Source organism: Streptomyces hundungensis (assembly GCF_003627815.1).
In the GTDB taxonomy this organism is placed as follows: Bacteria; Actinomycetota; Actinomycetes; order Streptomycetales; family Streptomycetaceae; genus Streptomyces; species Streptomyces hundungensis_A.
Window position 1 is genome coordinate 7,044,007 of record NZ_CP032698.1, and the last position, 19,949, is coordinate 7,063,955.

Here is a 19,949-nt window from a genome sequence, read left to right on the forward strand (position 1 = left end):
GGCCTGGATCGCGGGCTCAAAGGGGGAGGAAAGGCAGAACGAAGCCCCCGATCACGGGGGAACAACCGGGGGCTTCGCGTCCGCGGCGGCTTCGGAAAGCCGCACATTGAGAACGTAAGACCTGTATGGCCCCCGGGTCAAGCGGAGTTGAAGCACTTCAGGGGCTGTTTTGCGACTCTTCAGGGCGGTGGGGTGAGGTCGTCACGCTCGGTGAGCAAATGGGTCGTACGGGCTGTCGCACGGGGCCCCGGGAGCCACTCGTATCCCTCTGGCACCTGGTGCACCAGGGCGTCGGCGAAAGGTCTCGACGGGTCCTCGGTGAAATGGCGTACCTCCGCCTGCGTCCAGTCGTCCCAGAAGGCGGAGAGTCCGATTCCGTCCCGGTCCCGGCCCCGTACCCAGGAGTCCGCCGCGTCGCGTTCCATCCAGACGAGCAGGGCGAGCGCCGGGCGCAGGGCACGCCGGCCGGCGCCGACGCCCTCGACGAGGACCACCGGCGCCGGCTTAAGGACGCGCGGGTCCCCGAAGCGCCGCTCCTCCCAGTCGTACGGGTCGTACCGGGCCGCCTCCCCGCGTTCCAATGGGTCGAGCACCTGGAGCCGCAGTCGCCGCGTCCAGCCGAAGAACTCCTCATGGGTGGCGAGATCGTCCAGGTGCAGCACCGGCGCCCCGCCGAGGGCCCCCGCGAGCCGGGCCGCGAACGTCGATTTGCCGGAACCCGCGTGCCCGTCCACCCCGATCAGCCGCACCGGGCCGCAGGACGGCGGCAACTCCCGTAGCAGGGCGGCCAGTTCGGTCACGGCGGCGCCGGAGGGGGGCGTGCTGGTCATCGCGTCCTGCCTGGTGGTGCGGGGGAGGGGCCCCGGGCCGAGCCCGGGGAGGGGTTCGACCGTACCCGGTGCCGAGGCGCGCGGCGCGCCCTGGCCCGCGCGCGGCCGCGATCGCGGGGGCTGCCCGGATCCGGCCGCCCTCCGGCCAGGTCATGCCAGTGGAGGAGACCAATATTGGCGGCGGGGCGCGCGCCGAATCACTGGCCGAAGGGGGTCGCGACCCGGGATAGTTGGCCCGCTGTCGTGCACTCGCCACCCCATCCGTGACCGACTGGGGGTCCTCACCGTGACCAGCTCCACCCCCCGCAGAACCGTCCTCGCCGCGGCCGTCGCCGTCGCGGCGGGTGCCGTCGTGACCGCGTCCGGCGGACCGGCGGCCGCCGTGGGCGGCGCCTCCCGACCGAAGCAGGGCCAGCAGCTCGTGGACAACCAGGCCTGGACGTCGCACGCCCAGTGGCGCTCCGGCACCGCGAACGGGGTGCGTGCCGAAGGGGGCCCGCGCCCCGGCATCGTCATCGCCCACCCCGCCGGAACCACCGTCTACACCGACCCGCACACCAACAAGACCGCCACCTGGGAGTACGCGAGCTGGACCTCGCCCGAGCACCACTGCGCGGTCCCCGCCACCGAGGCCGTCGCCCACTGGAACGCGCACACCCCGGCCGGCACCTGGATCCAGATCGAACTGCTCGGCACGTACAGCGACGGCTCCGCCACCCCGGCGTACGTCATGGGCCGCTGGACGGCGGGCGACGGCGAGGACGACATCCGGCGCACCTCCGTCGACGGCCAGGGCGACGGCAGAAGCTCCATCTCGACGGACACCTTCGCCATCGACGCCCCGGCCGGTGGCCTGCGCCTCGCCTCCTATCGGCTGCGGGTCACCCTTTACCGGCCCCTGGGCAGCCGGCTCACGCCGACCGTGTGGCGGCTCGGCGCGATGGCCTCCGACATCCCGGACCGCTTCACGGTGGACGCCTCGACCCCCGCCTACGCGGGCGAGCTGGAGGTGCCGAGCTACTCGCAGGAGATCCACAAGGGGCAGTACCCGCAGTACGACAACGGCGGCGAGGCCTGGTGCAGCCCCACCTCCTCGCAGATGATCATCGAGCACTGGGGGCGCGAGCCGGACCCGGCCGACCTCGCGTGGGTCGACCCCTCCTACCGTGACCCGCAGGTCTGCCAGGCCGCCCGCCAGACGTACGACTACCAGTACAAGGGCTGCGGCAACTGGCCGTTCAACGCCGCCTACGCCGCCACCTACCGGGAGCTGAGCGCCGTGGTGACGAGGCTGGGCTCGCTGAACGACGTGGAGACGCTGGTCCGGGCCGGCATCCCGGCCATAACGTCCCAGTCCTTCCTGGCGTCCGAGCTGACCGGCGCGGGGTACGGGACCTCGGGGCACCTCATGACGGTGATCGGCTTCACCGAGGACGGCGACGTGATCGCCCACGACCCGGCCGCGCCGGACGACCCGGCCGTGCGCCGCGTCTACCGCCGGCGCGAATTCGAGAACATCTGGCTGCGGACCAAGCGCCACAACGCGAGCGGAAACGTGGCGTCCGGCACAGGAGGCATCTGCTACCTGTACTGGCCCGCACACCCCTCGCCCAAGCAGCGCAAGGCCCTCGCGGCCGTCGGCATCCGCTGAGCGGACGGCCGCCGCCCCGGGGCAGTGATGAACGTCTCTACCCCGGGGGCCCGGTCCGCTGGCACTGTGGAACGGTCAGCGGGGGGACCGTGCACCGCCACACGACCGAGTGAGTTCACATGACCCTGCCTGCCACCACCCTCGACGACCCGCGCGCCCTGGCCGAGCTCCGCGCCCGCACCGGCGGCCCCAAGGACGTCGGCCCCAAGATCCTCGAACACGTCCTGGGCTGGACGCTCGTGGTGGTCATCGCCATGCTGGTCACCCAGACCGGCCTGCTGTAGCAGCGCGGGTGCCGAGCGGCGGGACCTGGATCACGAGGCCCCGAGGGTCAGCCCGTTCGCGGTGATCGAGTCCGAGGTGACCAGGGCCTGTTCGGCCGTCACATCGGTCATGAAGACGAACGGCGGGACGACCGGCGGCACCGGAAGCGTGTCGGGGTCGAAGGTGACGCAGAGCAGCCCTTCGAGGCAGCCGCTGAACTTGGTGAGATAGAGCGTCACCCGTCCTTTCAGGTCCAACGAGCGTGCGCCGAGGGCCAGTTCGTCGTGTCCGTCCCGGGTGTGGAGGCGGTAGTCGGTGAGCGAGGCCGAGGTCATCCTCAGGACCATGGCCTTGCGGGGTCCGCGCGCGGTCGGCACGGTCGTCACGCCCGCCAGCAGGAAGCCGTGGGGCGAGAAGCGGGTCGTGGTGACCGTGGGCGGTACGGCCGGGGCGGTGATCCCGCGAGGCTCCGACGGCTGCTCCGCGGGGCGCCCGCCGAGCGTGACGAGCAGGGCCACGGGCAGGGCGGCGGCCAGGGTGCGCTGGGTGCGGACGCCCGCCACCCGGGGGCCCGCCTCCTCGTGGGGCGTCCAGGCGAAGCCCATCGCGCTGCCCGTGATGCCGAGGGCCATCCCGATCAGGAACCCGCCCAGGTTGGTGGCCGCGAACGAGAGCACCGAAAGGATCAGCGCGTTGATGGACACATAGTGGCGGGTGTGCGGCAGGAACCAGAGGAAGAGGCCGGCGACGGCGAGCGCGAGACCGATGCCGATCGCCGCTATGCCGCCGAGGCCGAGGCTGACCAGGATGGTCAGGGGCGACAGCGGCACCACGAGCAGTTCGACGCCGCCGAGGAGCAGGAACAGGCCCGCCCAGAACGGCCGGGTCCGCCGCCAGCCGCGCAGCGTCCGCCGCGCATCGGGCAGCGGCAGCCGTTCGTCCAGCCACCCGAACCGCACCGGGCGCCGGCTCTCGCCGTCGGCGGGCCCGCCCCGGGGGGCGCGATCTTGTTCGCCTTCCGGCCGGGGGCCGGCGGGGCCGGGTGCCGGGGAAGCGCCCTGCACTCGCACCGGCGGCCGGGGCGTGGGGGTCGCGCCGGTGCGAGGGATCCTCAGCAGGCCGAGACGTCTCAGAAGCACTTCTTGCCGCCGAGGCTCACATCGACCTTCATCCCCTTCAGCCGGAAGTTGCCGCCGGTCGCCGACCAGGCGTGCGACCGCACGCCCGCGACCTCGATGTCCCCGGCCTGAAGTCCGAACTTGCCCTTCTCGCCCTGAACTCCCTTGACGGCGTCCAGAGTTGAGGCGTCCCGGCCGATCTCGGCGGTGCCGAACCGGGCGTCGCCGACCAGGTCCTCGCCGTCGATGACCAGACTGCTCGCGGTCACCTCGCCCGCGTCACCGCCCGCCGTCAGCTTGAACACGACCGTCCCCACCGGGGTGCCCACCTCGGCCGACTGGCAGATGTCGCTGAGCTTGGCGTCACCGATGCCGAGCAGCGCCACCGGGTGGCCCTTCCCGTCGATCGACTTGTCCGTCTGGACGAACGAGGACAGCCCCGAGCTGGTCAGCTTCCCCGACGAGACCTGGAAGCTGGTCCCGGAGACCGCGAACGACGCGGCGAGCGCGCCCTCGGCCATCACATGGGCCATGATCCCGACCGCGACGACCGCCGGCAGCGCGACGACCGCCGTCTTCTTCCAGGCTGTTCTTCCCTCGGCCAACGGCCGTGCGGCTGCGCTCACTTGATCCTCCCGTACGAGACGGCGAAGCTTCGAAGAGGCGGTGCAGGGGGGTGCGCACGCAGGTCTGCCATACTGCGGGCATCCTGTGGCAGTTGGAGAGTAGGGCCGAATTTGAATAATAGTCAACAGGGCGGTACGACCGAGAGATCCCAGGTCCGTCGCTCCGAACTCATCGCAACCGGCCGCAAGTTGTTCGCCGACACCTCCTATGACGCGCTGTCGATGGACGACATCGCCAAGCACGCCAAAGTCGCCAAGGGCCTGATCTACTACTACTTCAAGTCCAAGCGGGGCTACTACCTGGCCATCGTCGAGGACTCCGTCGCCGATCTGGTGTCCCGCGCCGGGAGCGACACCGACCTGCCCCGCGCCGAACGCGTCCACCGCACCATCGACGGCTACCTCCGCTACGCCGAGCACCACCAGGCGGCGTACCGCACGATCGTCACCGGCGGCGTCGGCTTCGACACCCAGGTGCAGGCGATCCGGGACGCGGTGCGCCAGGAACTGATCGCCACCCTCGCCGAGGGCGCCTACGGCACCCGGGACATCCCCGTCCTGGCGCGTCTCGCGCTGCTCGGCTGGCTGGGCAGCGTGGAGAGCGTCACCCTGGACTGGCTGGGCGCCCTGGAGCCCTCCCGCGACACCGTGCGCGAACTGCTGGTGCGGATGCTGCGGCGCACCCTGGACACCATCGAGGAGTTCGAGCCGTCCTGCCCCTCGCCGGAGCCGGACGGTCCCTAGGCGCGCCGAAGGGGCGGACGGCCCACGGCCATCCGCCCCTCGGGCTCAACTCCCTTATCAGTGAACGGACTTGATGAGCTCACCGTTGGTGGTGTCGCCGCTCAGCTCCCACACGAAGGTGCCGCCGAGCCCCTGGTTGTTCTTGTAGGTCATCTTCCCGGCGATGGTGGACGGGGTGTCGTAGCTCCACCAGTCGGTGCCGCAGTAGGCGTACGCGGTGCCGGCGACCGTGCCGTTGGCGGGGCACTTGGTCTTGAGCACCTTGTAGTCCTCGATGCCCTGCTCGTACGTGCCCGCCGCGGGCCCCGTCGCCGTGCCGCCGGGCGCCTTCTGCGTCACGCCGGTCCAGCCGCGCCCGTAGAAGCCGATGCCGAGCAGGAGCTTGCCCGACGGGATGCCGAGGCCCTTCAGCTTCTGGATGGCCGCGTCGGTGGTGAAGCCCTGGGTGGGGATGCCGCTGTAGGAGGTCAGCGGGGAGTGCGGGGCGGTCGGGCCCTTGGCGGCCCAGGCGCCGAAGAAGTCGTAGGTCATCGGGTTGTACCAGTCGACGTAACTCGCCGCGCCCGCGTAGTCGGTGGCGTCCATCTTGCCGCCCGCCGAGGCATCGGCGGTGATGGCCGCGGTGACCAGACTGGACCCGCCGAACTTCGAACGCAGCGCCGCCAGAAGGTTCTTGAAGGCCGCGCGTCCGCTGGTGTCGCACGACAGGCCGCAGGTGTTCGGGTACTCCCAGTCGATGTCGATGCCGTCGAAGACGTCCGCCCAGCGCGGGTCCTTGACCAGGCCGTAGCAGGAGGAGGCGAACGCGGCCGGGTTCTTCGCGGCGTCGGCGAACCCACCGGACCAGGTCCAACCGCCGAACGACCACAGCACCTTGAGCCCGGGGTGCTTCTTCTTGAGCTCGCGCAGCTGGTTGATGCTGCCCGCGACCGGCTGGTCCCAGGTGTCGGCGGTGCCGTCCACGCTGGAGGCGGCGTCATAGGTCTTCTGGTAGTCGGCATAGGCGTCGCCGATGGCGCACTTGCCTCCGGTGACGTTGCCGAACGCGTAGTTGATGTGGGTCAGCTTCGCGGCCGAGCCGGAGGTCTCGATGTTCTTGACGTGGTAATTGCGCTGGTAGACGCCCCAGTCGGTGAAGTATCCGACGACCTTGGAGCCGGCCGCAGCGGTCTGCGGGGCCGGGGCCGCTCGTTCGGGGGAGGCGGTGGCGCTGCCCGCACCGGCGAGCAGGGTCACGCCGAGCGCGGCGGTGCACGCGGCGGCGACGAGCGCCTTGAAGCGGCCGGTGGTCCCGGCTCGGCCGGAGCCGGGGGCGTGGGGGAGCGAAGGACGGGGTCCGAGCATCGTGATCTCCTCGTGGGAAAGGGGAGAGAGGGGGGCGGGGCACGACTGCTTTGACATGAACGCACTAAGGCGCCAGAGGGAACGCTAGAAGGACTAGACCAGTGCGGTCAATGGTTCGGACCAATTCCGGAGCGCTCAACTCCGGCGCGACGCCCGGCCCGGCGTCCGGCGCGCGGCCCGGGGAAATCGTGATCTTGGGGCCAGTGACGGGACGCGTCCGATCGGGCATACTCACAGCGCCACGGCCACCCGCCTGCTACTTCCGTGACCCGGAAGGGAAGGCATCGGCCGTAGAGCAGAGTCACCGGCGGCGCCGCCACACCCTGCGCGTGCGTCCGCCGAAGCGCCCGACAGGGAGGAGAGCGCGCCATGCCCGACCGTGCCCCACAGCCGGTGGAACGACAGCTGCCCACCGAAGAGGCCCGGGACCTTGTCGCCCTCGTGCGCGACATCGTCCAGCGGGAGATCGCGCCTCGGGCCGCGGAGCAGGAGGACGCCGGGCACTTCCCGCGCGAGATCTTCACCCTGCTCTCCGAGTCCGGCCTCCTCGGCCTTCCCTACGACTCCGCGTTCGGCGGCGGCGACCAGCCCTACGAGGTCTACCTCCAGGTGCTGGAAGAGCTCGCGTCGGCCCGCCTCACGGTCGGCCTCGGCGTGAGCGTCCACTCGCTGGCCTGCCACGCGCTCGCGGGCTACGGCACCAAGGAACAGCAGACCGAGCACCTGCCCGCCATGCTCGGCGGCGGCCTCCTCGGCGCGTACTGCCTCTCCGAGCCGGCCTCGGGCTCGGACGCGGCGTCGCTGCGCACCAAGGCGGTGCGGGACGGCTCGGACTGGGTCATCACCGGCACCAAGGCCTGGATCACCCACGGCGGGATCGCCGACTTCTACACCGTGCTGGCCCGCACCGGAGGCGAGGGCGCCCGCGGCATCACGGCGTTCCTCGTGCCGGGCGACGCGGCGGGGCTGAACCCGGCCGCCCCCGAGAAGAAGATGGGCATGAAGGGCTCGCCCACCGCCCAGCTCCACTTCGACGGCGTACGCGTCCCCGACGCCCGCCGCATCGGCGAGGAGGGCCAGGGCTTCGCGATCGCCCTCTCCGCCCTCGACTCCGGCCGCCTCGGCATCGCGGCCTGCGCCATCGGCGTCGCCCAGGCCGCCCTCGACGAGGCGCTCGCCTACGCCACCGGCCGTCGACAGTTCGGCCGGCCCATCGCCGACTTCCAGGGCCTGCGCTTCATGCTCGCGGACATGGCGACCCAGATCGAGGCGGGCCGCGCGCTGTACCTGGCCGCGGCCCGGCTCCGTGACGCCGGGCGCCCCTTCTCCCGTCAGGCCGCGATGGCCAAGCTGTTCTGTACGGACGCGGCGATGAAGGTGACCACGGACGCGGTCCAGGTCCTCGGCGGCTACGGCTACACCGCGGACTTCCCCGTCGAGCGCTTCATGCGCGAGGCGAAGGTCCTTCAGATCGTCGAGGGCACCAACCAGATCCAGCGCATGGTCATCGCCCGCCACCTCGCGGGTCCTGAGACCCGCTGAGCCCCGCCGCCTCGCGCCCCGGCCACACCGGGGCCGCCACGATCCGGGCCCACTCCTGGTCACGGCGCCCCGGCAGGGTCCGCCCCCGGCTCGCCCAGTGGCGCAGCAGGGACTGATAGATGGGCGGATCGGTGTCGGCGTACCGAAGAACCGATTCCTCTGGGGGTGCGGTGGAGGCGGGCGGCGTGCGGCGGCGGCGTCCTCGGCCGGGGGCGGTCGAATGAAGCGGGCTCATGGTTGGGCCAACGCGGGCCGCCGAGGGGTGGTCACCCCTCGGCGGAATCGCCCGTCTGTACGGGGTTGCCCCCGGCCCCCAGGGTCCCCCCGGCGCGCACCCCCTGCGAGCGGGCCATCTCGCGCAGTTCCCCACGCCCCTGAAACCCGCCTGCCCCCGCGGCCCGCGGTCGCCTCTCGCGCAGTTCCCCGCGCCCCTGAAAACCCGTTTTCGCCTGCGGGCCGCAGGTGGCTGGTCGCGCAGTTCCCCGCGCCCCTAGCTACTCGGTGCTGGGCCGCATCGGCCGCCTCAGCCTGTCATGGGGGTCCCCCCTGGCCCTTAAGGCCTTGGGGGAGATTGAGGACGAGCGCCCTTCAGGCGCGAACAGGGTCTGGGGCGGAGCCCCAGGAAACCCCGCTTTCGTCTGCACGCCGTGTGTGGCTGGTCGCGCAGTTCCCCGCGCCCCTTAAATGCTCGGTGCTGGGCCGCATCGGCCGCCTCAGCCTGTCCGGCGATTGAGGACGAGCGCCCTTTAGGCGCGAACGGGGTCTGGGGCAGAGCCCCAGGAGGCCCTGGCCATTCAACCCTGCGCCTACGGGCGGGTGGGTGGGCAAAGGGGCCCGGGGGCTGGCCGAACCCTTCGATCCGCTGCACGGGCGGGTGGGTGGGCAAACGCCCCTGGGGGCCGGGGCTTGGGGCTGGGTCTGGATTGGTGGGGCTATCTGACGTACCGTCAGGTTTCCGTCCGACAGGAGGTCAAAGATGCCCCCGTCCCGCCCCATCCCCCTCGACGAGTACCCCATCCACCAGACCCCCCTCTCGATGGCCCACGTCGCGACCGGCGACCGCAACGCCTACGACCGCTGCATCTTCCACGCCTTCGACCACCAGGGCCGAGCCCTCCTCATCGCGGGGCTCGGGGTCTACCCCAACACCGGGGTGATCGACGCGTACGCCACCCTCCGCGTGGGAGCGCGCCTGCACGCCGTCCGCGCCTCCGGCGCCCTCACGGACGACCGTATGAACCTGAGCGTCGGCCCCTTGCGGATCACCGTCGACGTCCCGCTGCGCCGCCTCGGCCTGCACTGCGCTCCCGATCCGGACGACCCGAGTTCACTCTCGTACGACATCGTCTGGAACGCCGACTTCCCCGCGCTGTGGGAACCCCATCACGTGCAGCGCCGCGGCGACCGCCTCACCCTGGAGGGGCGGCGGTTCGTGCAGGCGGGGCACTGCGCCGGCGTGATCCGGGTCGGCGGCGAGGAGATACCCGTCACGGCGGGGGAGTGGACCGGGACGCGCGACCGCAGTTGGGGGGTGCGGCCGATCCCCGGCGAGGAGGCCGGGCGCGGCGAGGAGTACCGGACCGAGGGCTTCCACTGGCTCTGGGTGCCGGCCCGGTTCGACGACCGGTTCGTCATGGTCGTCGTGCAGGAGGACGCCGACGGCTACCGCACCCTCAACGAGGCCTCCCTCGTGCGCGCGGGCCACCCCGATGCCCAACTCGGCTGGCCCCAGGCCGACATCGTCTACCGCCCCGGTACCCGCCACCCCGAGCGCGCCGTCATCCACCTCACCGACCAGGCCCGTAAACCCCTCGAACTCGGTGTGGAGATCCTCGCCTCCTCGCCCCTGGCCGTCGGCGCCGGATACCCGCCCGCCGACGGCTGGCAGCACGGCACCTGGCAGGGCCGCGGCTGGACCGACCGCCAGGTCTACGACCTGTCCGACCCCCGCGCCCACCCGATGGCCGCCTATGGAGTCACCGACCACGCGGCCCGCTTCACCCTCGACGGGCGGACCGGGTACGGGATCTTCGAGCACGGCAGCTTCGGCCGGCACGACCCCAGCGGCTTCGTGGACCACACCTCCGTCGCCCCCTGAGGACCGCCCGGGAAGGGAGCACCGCCCATGGCCACCGCGCCACGCCCCCGCACCTCCACGCGCGACCCCGAGGAGGTCGGCCGCCGGCTCACCACCTGGCTCGACGCCCGGCTGCCCGGCGCCCGCGTCGGCTCCATCCGGGTGCCGTCCTCCAACGGCATGTCCAGCGAGACCCTGCTCTTCGACATCGAGCACCCCGACACCCCGGTACGCGCCTGCGCCCTGCGGCTCGCCGCCGACCCGGCCGCGTACACCGTCTTCCCCGTGTACGACATGGCCCGCCAGCACCGCGTCATGCGTCTGGTCGCCGAGCACACCGACGTGCCCGTGCCACGGGTGCGCTGGCTGGAAGAAGACCCCGGGCCGCTCGGTGCGCCGTTCTTCGTGATGGACCGCGCGGAGGGACGCGTACCGCCGGACGTCATGCCCTATACGTACGAGGGCAATTGGCTGCACGCCGCCACCGACGCCGAGCGCGCCCGGCTCCAGGAGAACACCGTCTCCGTCCTGGCCAGGCTGCACGATCAATTCCCGTGCCGGGAAGCCGAGTTCCTGCTGCCGGCCGGTAAGGGGTCGCCGCTGCGTCGCCATGTCGAGGCCCAACGGGCCTACTACACATGGGTGGTTGAGGGCGTCCCGCGGTCACCGCTCATCGAAGCGGCCTTCGACTGGCTCGACGCCCACTGGCCCGACGACGAGGGGCCCTCCGGCCTCGTCTGGGGCGACGCCCGCATCGGGAACATCGTCTACGACGGGTTCGAGGCGGCGGCCGTCCTCGACTGGGAGATGGCGGCCTGCGGCCCCCGCGAACTCGACCTCGGCTGGACCGTCTACCTGCACCGCTTCTTCCAGGACCTCACGGTGAGTTTCGGCCAGCTCGGCCTCCCCGACTTCCTGCGGCGCGAGGACATCGAGCGGCGCTACGCCGAACTCACCGGCCACACCCCGCGCCACATGGAGTTCCACACGCTGTACGCCGCGCTGCGCCATGCCGTGGTCATGCTGCGGATCGCCTACCGCCAGCTCCACTTCGGCGAAGTCGAACCGCCTGCGGACCCGGACGCGCTGATCCTGCACCGAGCCAGCCTGGAGGCCATGGTGCGGGGCACGTACTGGAGTTGAGCGGTCGTCGGCCGGACGCCCTCGGCGGCGTCCGGCGCGCGGCGGCTCGGGCGCTAGGCGGCGCGACGCATCTGCGGCACCCGCACCGGTCGCGAGCCCGGGCCGCCGACGTGCGAGAACGGCTGGGTGCGCCAGTCGAGTCCCTGAGGGAGCGTCAACAGGAGGGCGGTGTCCTGCTCCTGGACGGCCAGCGACTCGTCCGCCGCCTTCGCCGCGCCGGCGGGGCGCCCGGTCCCGGCGCACACCGTCAGCACGAACGGGTTCCACGGGCTCGGGCACAGCGCGTGCTCGGGGAGCTCGTCCTCGTCGGCGAGCAGCGCGATGGGCTGGGCGCAGTCGGGGCAGATCACCCGGTACATCTCAAAGGTGTCATACGCGTCGAGCGAGTCGTCCTCGTCGACGAATGCGTCGATATCGACGGGCTCCGGTTCGCCACGTTCACGTTCCGAACGTGCGGTGCGCTTGGAATTCTGCATTGGGACACTCCCCCTCGGGTGGGCCGGCGTTGCGCCGTGGCCGCGACCAAAGCAAGCACTTCCCGCCAAGCCGTGGCGATAACCGCGCGAACCCCGGCGAGCCGTGTCCGAACCTGTGGTGTTCGTCACATGACACCCGCAGATGCCCCTTAGGGCGTTCCCCGACTGTGCCGGAAGCGACCCGGGGCCATAGGTTGATCCGCATGGAGGAGCTGGACCGTCAGATCGTGGATCTGCTCGTCAAGGACGGGCGGATGAGCTACACCGACCTGGGCAAGGCCACCGGCCTGTCCACCTCGGCGGTGCACCAGCGGGTACGCCGTCTCGAACAGCGCGGGGTCATCCGCGGATACGCCGCCGTCGTGGACCCCGAGGCGGTGGGCCTGCCGCTGACCGCGTTCATCTCGGTCAAGCCCTTCGACCCCAGCGCCCCCGACGACATCGCCGAGCGCCTGGCGGACGTGCCCGAGCTGGAGGCCTGCCACAGCGTGGCCGGGGACGAGAACTACATCCTCAAGGTGCGCGTCGCCACCCCCCTGGAGCTGGAGCACCTGCTGACCCGGATCCGGACCCTGGCGGGCGTCTCGACCCGTACGACCGTGGTCCTGTCCACCCCGTACGAGGCACGGCCGCCGCATATCTAGGCTGTCCCCATGAGTTCCGCGAGTTCCGCACCCGACGCCCCCGCAACGACCGCCCACCGCACCGTCCTGCTGCGCGGCGGCGACGTGCACAGCCCCGCCGACCCCTTCGCCACCGCGATGGTCGTCGAACGTGGGCACGTCGCCTGGGTCGGCTCGGAAGGCGCCGCGGACGCCTTCGCGAGCGGCGTCGACGAGGTCGTCGACCTCGAAGGCGCCCTGGTCACCCCCGCGTTCACCGACGCACATGTGCACACCACCGCCACCGGACTCGCCCTCACCGGCCTCGACCTGTCCTCCGCCCGCACGCTCGCCGAGGCCCTCGACGCCGTGCGCGCCCACGCCGCCGCCCGCCCCGACGACCGGGTGCTGCTCGGCGGCGGCTGGGACGCGGCCCGCTGGCCCGAGCGCCGCCACCCCTCGCCCGCCGAACTCGACGCGGCCACCGGCGGCCGCCCGCTCTACCTGCCGCGCATCGACGTCCACTCCGCCGTCGTCACTACGGCCCTGCTCGACCTGGTACCCGGCGTTCGTGAGCTGGCCGGATTCCGTCCCGGCGAGCCCCTCACCGGCGCAGCCCACCACGCCGTGCGGGCCGCCGCCCACGGCGCGATCACCCCGCGCCAGCGCGCCGAGGCCCAGCGCGCGGCGCTGCGGCACGCCGCCTCGCTCGGCATCGGCACCGTCCACGAGTGCGGCGGCCCCGACATCTCCGACGAGGACGACTTCACCTCGCTGCTGGCGCTGGCCCGCGAGGAGAGCGGCCCGCGGGTCTTCGGCTACTGGGCCGAACGCGTCGCGGGCGCCAAGGACGCCGATCGCATCCGCGAACTCGGCGCGGTCGGCGCGGCCGGAGACCTCTTCGTCGACGGCTCGCTCGGCTCCCACACCGCCTGTCTGCACGCCCCCTACGCGGACGCCCCCGGCACCGGCACCGACCACCTCGACGCCGCCGACGTCGCCGACCACGTGTCCGCCTGTACGGAGGCCGGGCTCCAGGCCGGTTTCCACGCCATCGGGGACGCCGCGCTCAGCGCCGTTGTCGAGGGCGTACGGGCCGCCGCCGAGCGGGTCGGCCTCGCCCGGATCCGCGCCGCCCGGCACCGCGTGGAGCACGCCGAGATGCTCACCCCGGCCACGATCGCCGCCTTCGCCGAGTTCGGCCTCACCGCCTCCGTGCAGCCCGCCTTCGACGCGCTGTGGGGCGGCGAGAGCGGCATGTACGCGGAGCGGCTCGGCGCGGAGCGTGCGGCCACCCTCAACCCGTACGCGGCCCTGCTGCGGGCGGGGGTGCCCCTCGCGTTCGGCTCCGACGCCCCGGTGACCCCGCTCGACCCCTGGGGCGCCGTCCGCGCGGCCGCCTTCCACCACACCCTCGAACACCGCATCTCGGCCCGCGCCGCCTTCACCGCCCACACCCGGGGCGGCTGGCGGGCGCTCGGCCGGGACGACGCGGGGATCCTGGTGCCCGGAGCCCCGGCCGACTACGCGGTCTGGCGCGCCGAGGAGCTCGTGGTCCAGGCGCCGGACGACCGGGTGGCCCGCTGGTCCACCGACCCGCGCTCGGGCACCCCGGGCCTGCCCGACCTCACCCCGGGCGTCGCGCTCCCGGTCTGTCTGCGCACCGTGGTGTTCGGACGGACGGTGTTCGCGCGGCCGAACGAGTGATCCAGGGACGGGGGCCCCGCTCGGTGGGCCACCGTCACGGCATCGCCACGACCTGCGGATCTTCGGCACTGACCTGGCCGTTTGACAAAACGTCGCAGCTCACCCGGCTGTTGACAGAACGCGGCAACGGGCCGGTAGGTTCGGCCGAGTCCACCACAGGACCGCCCGACCGGCTGAACCTCCACGAAGTCGTCGAACGCCGCTGGGTCATGGGGCGGTGTGCCGCACCGGCGCACCACCACTGGGAGCCAGGTTCAGCGCCCGCGCCTCGGGGGCGAGGGAAGGTTTCAGCCGCGAAGGGGTCCCCCCTGCCCCCTGCGGGCCGGGGGACGGTGCGACCCGGGTGGGGCCCGGACGCTCAGTAGACAACGGCTCTCGGTCGACCCGCAGCCAGCGGGTCCCAGGTCGGCCCGAAGGGCGCCGGGCCCTAGTACCGACGCGCTCCGGACGCCCGGCAGCGCCCTCGCCGCCTCCGGGCACACCCGACACCCCACCCTCGCGGTGCGGGCCGCCCGCGACCGCTCGCTATGGTGGTCCTCTGCGTACGGACAATAAGGGGCAGTAGTGAACGACGGCGGTCAGAGGCGGTACGGCCCGCTGGGCAGAGCCTTGGTGATCATCCCGACCTACAACGAGGCGGAGAACATCAAGCCGATCGTCGCCCGCGTCAGAGCGGCGGTCCCGGAGGCCCACATCCTGGTCGCCGACGACAACAGCCCCGACGGCACGGGCAAGTTCGCGGACGAGCTCGCCGCCCAGGACGAGCAGGTGCACGTGCTGCACCGCCAGGGCAAGGAAGGCCTCGGCGCCGCCTATCTGGCCGGCTTCCGCTGGGGCATCGAGCACGACTACGGCGTCCTCGTCGAGATGGACGCCGACGGCTCCCACCAGCCCGAGGAACTGCCCCGGCTGCTCACCGCCCTCAAGGGCGCCGACCTGGTGCTCGGCTCCCGCTGGGTGCCCGGCGGCCGGATCGTGAACTGGCCCAAGTACCGCGAGTACATCTCGCGGGGCGGCTCCACCTACTCCCGGCTGCTCCTGGGCGTCCCGATCCGCGACGTCACCGGCGGCTTCCGGGCGTTCCGCCGCGAGACCCTCGAAGGCCTCGGCCTCGAAGAGGTCGCCTCGGCCGGCTACTGCTTCCAGGTCGACCTGGCCCGCCGCGCGGTCGGCGCGGGCTACCACGTGGTGGAGGTGCCCATCACGTTCGTCGAGCGTGAACGCGGCGACTCGAAGATGAGCAACGACATCCTGGTCGAGGCGCTCTGGCGGGTCACCGCCTGGGGTGTCGGCTCCCGCGCCAACAAGCTCCTGGGCCGCAAGCCTTCTTGAGCCGTCGGGCTTCCTGAACCCCGTGTCCGCTGAGGTCGTCGGCCTTCCCGGGGCGAGGGCGTCCCGACGGCCCCGGGCACCCCGGCAGGCGCGGCGCGGACGGCGGCATGACCTGGGCGTATTGATCGTTTCCTTACGCCGTCCGGATCGGCTCCCAGGCACACTGGGAGCATGACGACCGGCACTCCGCCTCCGACAGCTCCCAAGCGCTCGCGCGCCCGCACCTTCGTACCCCTGGGGATCGCCGCCTGGCTGGTCCTGGAGATCTGGCTGCTCACCGTGGTGGCCCGGGCCACCAGTGGCCTCACGGTGGTGCTGCTGCTCATCGGCGGCCTGCTGCTCGGCGGCTATGTCATCAAGCGGGCCGGCCGCCGGGCCTTCCGCAACCTCACGGAGACGTTCAGGGAGCAGCAGTCCGGCGCCCCGTCCTCGGGCGCGTCCGCCTCGGGCAGGCGGTCCGGCGGCGAGGGCAACGCCCTGACCATGCTGGGCGGCCTGCTCCTGATCCTCCCCGGGTTCGTCTCGGACGCGCTCGGCCTGCTGTGTCTGCTGCCGCCGGTACGGACGGTCGTGTCCCGCTTCGTCGAGCGCTCGCTGGACAAGCGGATGCGGGCCGCCGTCCCCGGCACGTTCGGCGACGCCTTCCAGCAGGCGCGTATCCACCACCCGGACGGCAAGGTCGTGCCGGGCGAGGTCATCCACGACGACGCCGGGTCCTCGTCCGCCCACTCCTCGGGCTCCTACCCGGGCGAGGACCGGGGGCCGCGGCCGCCGCTGACCCCCTGAGGCGAAGAACCCCCGTTCCGCCGCGCCCGCGCGACGGCCCCGGACACAAGCTGAGGGCCGGTCACACCAGGTGGTGTGACCGGCCCTCAGCTTTTAACGCGTGCCGTATCGCCGAAACGCTGCGATCAGGCGGACTTGCGACTGTCGCGCGGATGCACGGCAATGTTCATGGTGCCGGAACGAAGGACCTCCAGCCTTTCGGCCAGAACCTCCTCCAACTCCTCGCGGGTGCGCCGCTCCATGAGCATGTCCCAGTGCGTACGCGCGGGCTTGCCCTTCTTCTCTTCAGGGCCGTCGCCGTCCACCAGGAGTGCGGGGGCCCCGCAGACCTTGCACTCCCACTCCGGCGGAATCTCCGCCTCCACCGAGAAGGGCATCTCAAAGCGATGTCCCTTCTCGCATGCGTACTCCACGGCCTGGCGCGGGGCCAGATCGATGCCGCGGTCGGTCTCGTAGCTCGTCACCACGAGGCGCGTGCCGCGAAGAGCTCGCTCACTCATGAATCGTGCCTCCCGGGCTTGTCGCCCACAGGACAGGTGTCACTGTCGTCGTCATCCGGTCAACGTCCGGTCGGCGGTAAAGATTCCCGTTCTGGGTCATGCGTCGCCGTCGTGCCGCCCCTTGTTGTACCCACCAGTGACCGGTTTGTCACATCTGGCAGCAGATGTCACCCAGCGTCTTCGCTTCTGTAGCACGCAGTAACGGTCCGCCTGGCAGGCCAAAGGCGTACACTACCGGCCTTTCACTTCAACGTCTAAATCCGCGCCGGAACGGGGTTTCCCGCGGCGGCCACGGCGGCCCGCACCGGCACCCGGGCGAGCAGCACGAAACCGACCGCGAAGAAGACCACCAGCGAGATGATGGCATCCCGGTAGCTGCCGGTCAGCTGGTACGCGAGACCGAACACCAATGGCCCCAGCCAGCTCAGGCCCCGGTCGCTCATCTCGTAGGCCGAGAAGTACTCGGCCTCCTTGCCGCTCGGCACCATGTGTGAGAACAGCGACCTCGACAGGGCCTGGCTGCCGCCAAGCACCGTCCCGATCGCGCCCGCGAGCACGAAGAACAGCACCGGCTGGCGGGCCGGAAGGAAGAAACCGACCCCCAGGATCACCGCCCAGACGGCGAGCGAGCCCAGAATCGTCCGCTTCGCGCCGTACGTCCGCGCGAGCCGGCCCATGCCGAGCGCGCCCGCCACCGCGAGCACCTGCACCAGGAGCACGGCCACGATGAGCGTGTTCTGATCGAGGCCGAGTTCCTCGGAGCCGTAGATCGAGGCCTGTGAGATCACCGTCTGCACGCCGTCGTTGTAGATGAGGTACGCGAGCAGGAACGCGAGGGTCAGCGGGCGGGCCCGCATGTCCCGCAGCGTCGACACCAGTTGCCGCCAGCCCGCCCCGACCCTGCCCTCGGGGACCGACGCGGCCACCTCGCGGTCGCGCAGCCGCCGCAGGGGCACCAGCGTGAACGCGCCCCACCACACGCCCGCCGAGGCCAGACAGATCCGTACCGCGGTCGACTCCGACAGGCCGAAGCCGTCGTGTCCCGAGTACAGGATCAGATTGAGCACCAGGACGCCCGCCCCCGAGGTGTAGCCGAAGGCCCAGCCGCGCGAGGAGACCCGGTCGCGCTCCTCGGGGCCCGCGATCTGCGGAAGGTAGGCGTTGTAGAGGACCATCGAGACCGACAGGGACGCGTTCGCGACGATCAGGAGCGCCGCGCCCAGCAGATAGCGGTGCCCGTCCAGGAAGAACATCCCGGCCGTCGCCGTCGCGCCCGTGTAGGCGGCCGCCGCGAGCAGCGGCTTCTTGCGCCCCGAGCGGTCGGCCGCGGCGCCCACGATCGGCATCAGGACCACCGCGAGGATCACCGAGGCGGAGACGGCGTACGCGAAGAGCGACCCCGCGCGCACCGGGACGCCCAAGGGGTGGACGAATCCGTCGGGGTCGGCGGCCGACTTGGCGATCGAGGTCAGGTACGGGCCGAGGAACACGGTCAGGACGCTCGTCGAATACACCGAGCACGCGAAGTCGTAGAAGTACCAGCCGCGCTGTTCCCGCCGGCGGTCGGCCGTGCTCACCGGACGGTCGTCCGCCCGGTCCATGGTCTCAGCGCTCAACCCGCGCCCCCTCGCTCGTGCCCGTACGCGAGCGGTGCCGCCGGGGTGGGCTCAGTGCCAGGCTCCCCGGTCGGTCAGTACCGTGCGCAGTGTCTCCAGATGATCGGTCATGATGCCATCCACGCCAAGGTCGAGGAGCGCCCTCATCCGGGCGGGATCGTTGATCGTCCACACGTGGACGTGCAGGCCGAGCGCATGCGCGGTACGGACGAAGCGACGGTCCACGACCGGAACGCCGCTCTGGCTCTCGGGCACCTGGGCGCTCACCGCGCCGGGGCGCAGCGGCGCCGGGATCCCGAAGGAGCGCAGCCGCAGCGCGGCGACACCCCGCACGCCGTACGACGTGGCCAGGCGCGGGCCCGCGAGGCGGTGGGCCCTGGCCACCCGGGCCTCCGAGAAGGAGCCCACGCAGACCCGGTCCCAGGCGGCGGTGCGACGGATCAGGTCGATCAGCGGGACGAGCGCGGACTCGGCCTTGAGGTCGACGTTCCAGCGGACCGCGGGAAACGCCTCCAGAAGCTCCTCGAAGAGGGGCAGGGGCTCGCGCCCGGCCACCCGGGCCCGCCTGACCTCGTCCCAGGGAAGGTCGGCGATCCTGCCGCGCGCGTCGGTGACACGGTCCAGGGTCGCGTCGTGGAAGGCGACCAGCCGTCCGTCGGCCGTGGTGTGCACATCGGTCTCGAAGTACCGGTACCCGGCCGCCGCGGCCCGTTCGAAGGCGGCCGCGGTGTTCTCGATGCCGTCGGCCGCCCCGCCGCGGTGGGCGAACGGGATGGGGGAGGGGTGGTCCAGATAAGGGTGGCGTACGCGAGTCACCGGGGAAGTATCGCGCGCTCCGGGGCCGGCTCAGGCCCCGCGGCGCCCCGTACCGGTGCCGGGGCGGCGGGCGCCGGGCCCGGGTCACCGGCGGGGATCGCGAAGACGCGGAGGAAGAACTGGGCGAGCGGCCCGATCGCCAGGGCGTACAGGACCGTGCCGACGCCGAGCGAACCACCGAGCAGGAAGCCCGTCGCCACCACGACGACCTCGAGGGAGGTGCGCACCAGCCGGATCGACCGGCCCGTCGCCCGGTGCAGGCCCGTCATCAGGCCGTCGCGTGGGCCGGGGCCGAAACGGGCCGAGATGTAGAGGCCGGTCGCGACGCCGTTGCAGACGATCGCGGCGGCCGTCAGCGGCACCTGGGCGAGCAGCCCGCGCACATCGGGGACGACGGCGAGCGTGCCGTCCATGAAGACGCCGATCGCGAAGACGTTGGAGACGGTGCCGAGCCCCGGTCGCTGGCGCAGAGGGATCCACAGCAGCAGCACCGCGGCCCCGACGATGATCGACACGACCCCGATCGAGAGACCGGTGTGCTTCGCGAGGCCCTGGTGCAGCACCCCCCACGGTTCGAGGCCGAGCCCGGCGCGGACCAGCAGCCCCGAGCTGACGCCGTACAGGGCGAGGCCGACATAGAGCTGGAGCAGCCTCCGGGTGAGGTGCGTGGACAAGGCGGGGCCCCCTGGTGTGGTGGTAGTGGACTGGCTCATGACACTCTGTGGCGGGGAAATGGACTCCAACCATGGCCAATTCCGGGAAGGTGGACTGACTT

The 19,949-nt window shown here is 72.0% G+C and carries 19 protein-coding genes; 10 read left to right on the top strand and 9 right to left on the bottom strand.

The features are described from left to right. Positions 1 to 179 precede the first annotated feature (179 nt). A complete protein-coding gene (locus tag DWB77_RS31300; protein ID WP_120725299.1) occupies positions 180 to 830 on the bottom strand; it encodes a uridine kinase family protein in 651 nt (216 codons plus the stop codon). Positions 831 to 1,116: 286 nt separating this feature from the next. Between DWB77_RS31300 and DWB77_RS31305 the strand changes: the two genes are divergently transcribed. Together DWB77_RS31305 and DWB77_RS31310 are read left to right on the top strand one after the other, a co-directional pair. Beyond that, the gene (locus DWB77_RS31305; RefSeq protein ID WP_120725301.1) at positions 1,117 to 2,481 is read left to right on the top strand and encodes a peptidase C39 family protein; all 1,365 of its coding nucleotides are present in this window, start codon (positions 1,117 to 1,119) and stop codon (positions 2,479 to 2,481) included. Positions 2,482 to 2,600: 119 nt separating this feature from the next. Beyond that, positions 2,601 to 2,765 (top strand): SCO1431 family membrane protein, encoded by a 165-nt coding sequence (locus DWB77_RS31310; protein ID WP_120725303.1) that lies wholly within the window; start codon positions 2,601 to 2,603, stop codon positions 2,763 to 2,765. A 30-nt stretch (positions 2,766 to 2,795) separates the two neighbouring features. On the opposite strand, the gene DWB77_RS31315 is transcribed toward DWB77_RS31310, so the two are convergent. Together DWB77_RS31315 and DWB77_RS31320 are read right to left on the bottom strand one after the other, a co-directional pair. Further along, on the bottom strand, positions 2,796 to 3,704 hold the full coding sequence (locus DWB77_RS31315) for a DUF6114 domain-containing protein (RefSeq protein ID WP_174248654.1): 909 nt from the start codon (positions 3,702 to 3,704) through the stop codon (positions 2,796 to 2,798). 170 nt (positions 3,705 to 3,874) lie between these two features. Next, a complete protein-coding gene (locus DWB77_RS31320) occupies positions 3,875 to 4,489 on the bottom strand; it encodes a DUF6230 family protein (RefSeq protein WP_120725305.1) in 615 nt (204 codons plus the stop codon). Between the two features lie 111 nt (positions 4,490 to 4,600). On the opposite strand from DWB77_RS31320, the gene DWB77_RS31325 reads away from it, so the two are divergent. Further along, positions 4,601 to 5,233, top strand: coding sequence for a TetR/AcrR family transcriptional regulator (locus tag DWB77_RS31325; protein ID WP_120725307.1), 633 nt, complete (start codon positions 4,601 to 4,603; stop codon positions 5,231 to 5,233). Positions 5,234 to 5,290: 57 nt separating this feature from the next. Here DWB77_RS31325 and DWB77_RS31330 read toward each other — a convergent pair whose 3' ends face one another. Further along, on the bottom strand, positions 5,291 to 6,577 hold the full coding sequence (locus tag DWB77_RS31330; RefSeq protein ID WP_120725309.1) for a glycoside hydrolase family 18 protein: 1,287 nt from the start codon (positions 6,575 to 6,577) through the stop codon (positions 5,291 to 5,293). 369 nt (positions 6,578 to 6,946) lie between these two features. Between DWB77_RS31330 and DWB77_RS31335 the strand changes: the two genes are divergently transcribed. The 3 genes from DWB77_RS31335 (at position 6,947) to DWB77_RS31350 (ending at position 11,339) form a co-directional block, all read left to right on the top strand. After that, positions 6,947 to 8,119 (top strand): acyl-CoA dehydrogenase family protein, encoded by a 1,173-nt coding sequence (locus DWB77_RS31335; protein ID WP_120725310.1) that lies wholly within the window; start codon positions 6,947 to 6,949, stop codon positions 8,117 to 8,119. A 976-nt stretch (positions 8,120 to 9,095) separates the two neighbouring features. After that, on the top strand, positions 9,096 to 10,217 hold the full coding sequence (locus tag DWB77_RS31345) for a hypothetical protein (protein ID WP_120725314.1): 1,122 nt from the start codon (positions 9,096 to 9,098) through the stop codon (positions 10,215 to 10,217). A 27-nt stretch (positions 10,218 to 10,244) separates the two neighbouring features. Further along, positions 10,245 to 11,339, top strand: coding sequence for a phosphotransferase family protein (locus tag DWB77_RS31350; RefSeq protein ID WP_120725316.1), 1,095 nt, complete (start codon positions 10,245 to 10,247; stop codon positions 11,337 to 11,339). 53 nt (positions 11,340 to 11,392) lie between these two features. Here the strand turns inward: DWB77_RS31350 and DWB77_RS31355 are convergent, their stop codons facing one another. Then, complete coding sequence (locus DWB77_RS31355) at positions 11,393 to 11,815, bottom strand: hypothetical protein (protein WP_120725318.1); 423 nt, start codon at positions 11,813 to 11,815, stop codon at positions 11,393 to 11,395. Positions 11,816 to 12,018: 203 nt separating this feature from the next. Here DWB77_RS31355 and DWB77_RS31360 point away from each other — a divergent pair, with 203 nt between their 5' ends. The 4 genes from DWB77_RS31360 (at position 12,019) to fxsA (ending at position 16,242) form a co-directional block, all read left to right on the top strand. Beyond that, a complete protein-coding gene (locus tag DWB77_RS31360) occupies positions 12,019 to 12,459 on the top strand; it encodes an Lrp/AsnC family transcriptional regulator (RefSeq protein ID WP_120725320.1) in 441 nt (146 codons plus the stop codon). Positions 12,460 to 12,468: 9 nt separating this feature from the next. Beyond that, the gene (locus DWB77_RS31365; RefSeq protein WP_120725322.1) at positions 12,469 to 14,124 is read left to right on the top strand and encodes an amidohydrolase; all 1,656 of its coding nucleotides are present in this window, start codon (positions 12,469 to 12,471) and stop codon (positions 14,122 to 14,124) included. A gap of 564 nt (positions 14,125 to 14,688) precedes the next feature. Beyond that, complete coding sequence (locus tag DWB77_RS31370; protein WP_120725324.1) at positions 14,689 to 15,456, top strand: polyprenol monophosphomannose synthase; 768 nt, start codon at positions 14,689 to 14,691, stop codon at positions 15,454 to 15,456. A 171-nt stretch (positions 15,457 to 15,627) separates the two neighbouring features. Then, positions 15,628 to 16,242, top strand: coding sequence for an FxsA family membrane protein (gene fxsA / locus DWB77_RS31375; protein ID WP_120725326.1), 615 nt, complete (start codon positions 15,628 to 15,630; stop codon positions 16,240 to 16,242). A 125-nt stretch (positions 16,243 to 16,367) separates the two neighbouring features. On the opposite strand, the gene DWB77_RS31380 is transcribed toward fxsA, so the two are convergent. The 4 genes from DWB77_RS31380 to DWB77_RS31395 all read right to left on the bottom strand — a co-directional run bounded on the left by DWB77_RS31380 (position 16,368) and on the right by DWB77_RS31395 (position 19,887). Then, complete coding sequence (locus DWB77_RS31380) at positions 16,368 to 16,742, bottom strand: RNA polymerase-binding protein RbpA (RefSeq protein ID WP_053724453.1); 375 nt, start codon at positions 16,740 to 16,742, stop codon at positions 16,368 to 16,370. A gap of 254 nt (positions 16,743 to 16,996) precedes the next feature. Then, positions 16,997 to 18,343 (bottom strand): MFS transporter, encoded by a 1,347-nt coding sequence (locus tag DWB77_RS31385; RefSeq protein ID WP_120725328.1) that lies wholly within the window; start codon positions 18,341 to 18,343, stop codon positions 16,997 to 16,999. 66 nt (positions 18,344 to 18,409) lie between these two features. After that, the gene (locus tag DWB77_RS31390) at positions 18,410 to 19,174 is read right to left on the bottom strand and encodes a glycerophosphodiester phosphodiesterase (protein WP_120725330.1); all 765 of its coding nucleotides are present in this window, start codon (positions 19,172 to 19,174) and stop codon (positions 18,410 to 18,412) included. Further along, positions 19,171 to 19,887, bottom strand: coding sequence for a YczE/YyaS/YitT family protein (locus DWB77_RS31395; protein ID WP_120725332.1), 717 nt, complete (start codon positions 19,885 to 19,887; stop codon positions 19,171 to 19,173). Before DWB77_RS31395 ends, DWB77_RS31390 begins: the two co-directional genes overlap by 4 nt. Between the last annotated feature and the right edge of the window lie 62 nt (positions 19,888 to 19,949).

Bases quoted from the DNA above. Each gene is read 5' to 3' on its own strand.
- DWB77_RS31360 (WP_120725320.1), top strand. From the start codon at position 12,019: ATGGAGGAGCTGGACCGTCAGATCGTGGATCTGCTCGTCAAGGACGGG.
- DWB77_RS31380 (WP_053724453.1), bottom strand. From the start codon at position 16,742: ATGAGTGAGCGAGCTCTTCGCGGCACGCGCCTCGTGGTGACGAGCTAC.
- DWB77_RS31310 (WP_120725303.1), top strand. From the start codon at position 2,601: ATGACCCTGCCTGCCACCACCCTCGACGACCCGCGCGCCCTGGCCGAG.
- DWB77_RS31330 (WP_120725309.1), bottom strand. From the start codon at position 6,577: ATGCTCGGACCCCGTCCTTCGCTCCCCCACGCCCCCGGCTCCGGCCGA.
- DWB77_RS31300 (WP_120725299.1), bottom strand. From the start codon at position 830: ATGACCAGCACGCCCCCCTCCGGCGCCGCCGTGACCGAACTGGCCGCC.
- DWB77_RS31345 (WP_120725314.1), top strand. From the start codon at position 9,096: ATGCCCCCGTCCCGCCCCATCCCCCTCGACGAGTACCCCATCCACCAG.
- DWB77_RS31335 (WP_120725310.1), top strand. From the start codon at position 6,947: ATGCCCGACCGTGCCCCACAGCCGGTGGAACGACAGCTGCCCACCGAA.
- DWB77_RS31385 (WP_120725328.1), bottom strand. From the start codon at position 18,343: ATGGACCGGGCGGACGACCGTCCGGTGAGCACGGCCGACCGCCGGCGG.
- DWB77_RS31355 (WP_120725318.1), bottom strand. From the start codon at position 11,815: ATGCAGAATTCCAAGCGCACCGCACGTTCGGAACGTGAACGTGGCGAA.
- DWB77_RS31365 (WP_120725322.1), top strand. From the start codon at position 12,469: ATGAGTTCCGCGAGTTCCGCACCCGACGCCCCCGCAACGACCGCCCAC.
- DWB77_RS31395 (WP_120725332.1), bottom strand. From the start codon at position 19,887: ATGAGCCAGTCCACTACCACCACACCAGGGGGCCCCGCCTTGTCCACG.
- fxsA (WP_120725326.1), top strand. From the start codon at position 15,628: ATGACGACCGGCACTCCGCCTCCGACAGCTCCCAAGCGCTCGCGCGCC.
- DWB77_RS31350 (WP_120725316.1), top strand. From the start codon at position 10,245: ATGGCCACCGCGCCACGCCCCCGCACCTCCACGCGCGACCCCGAGGAG.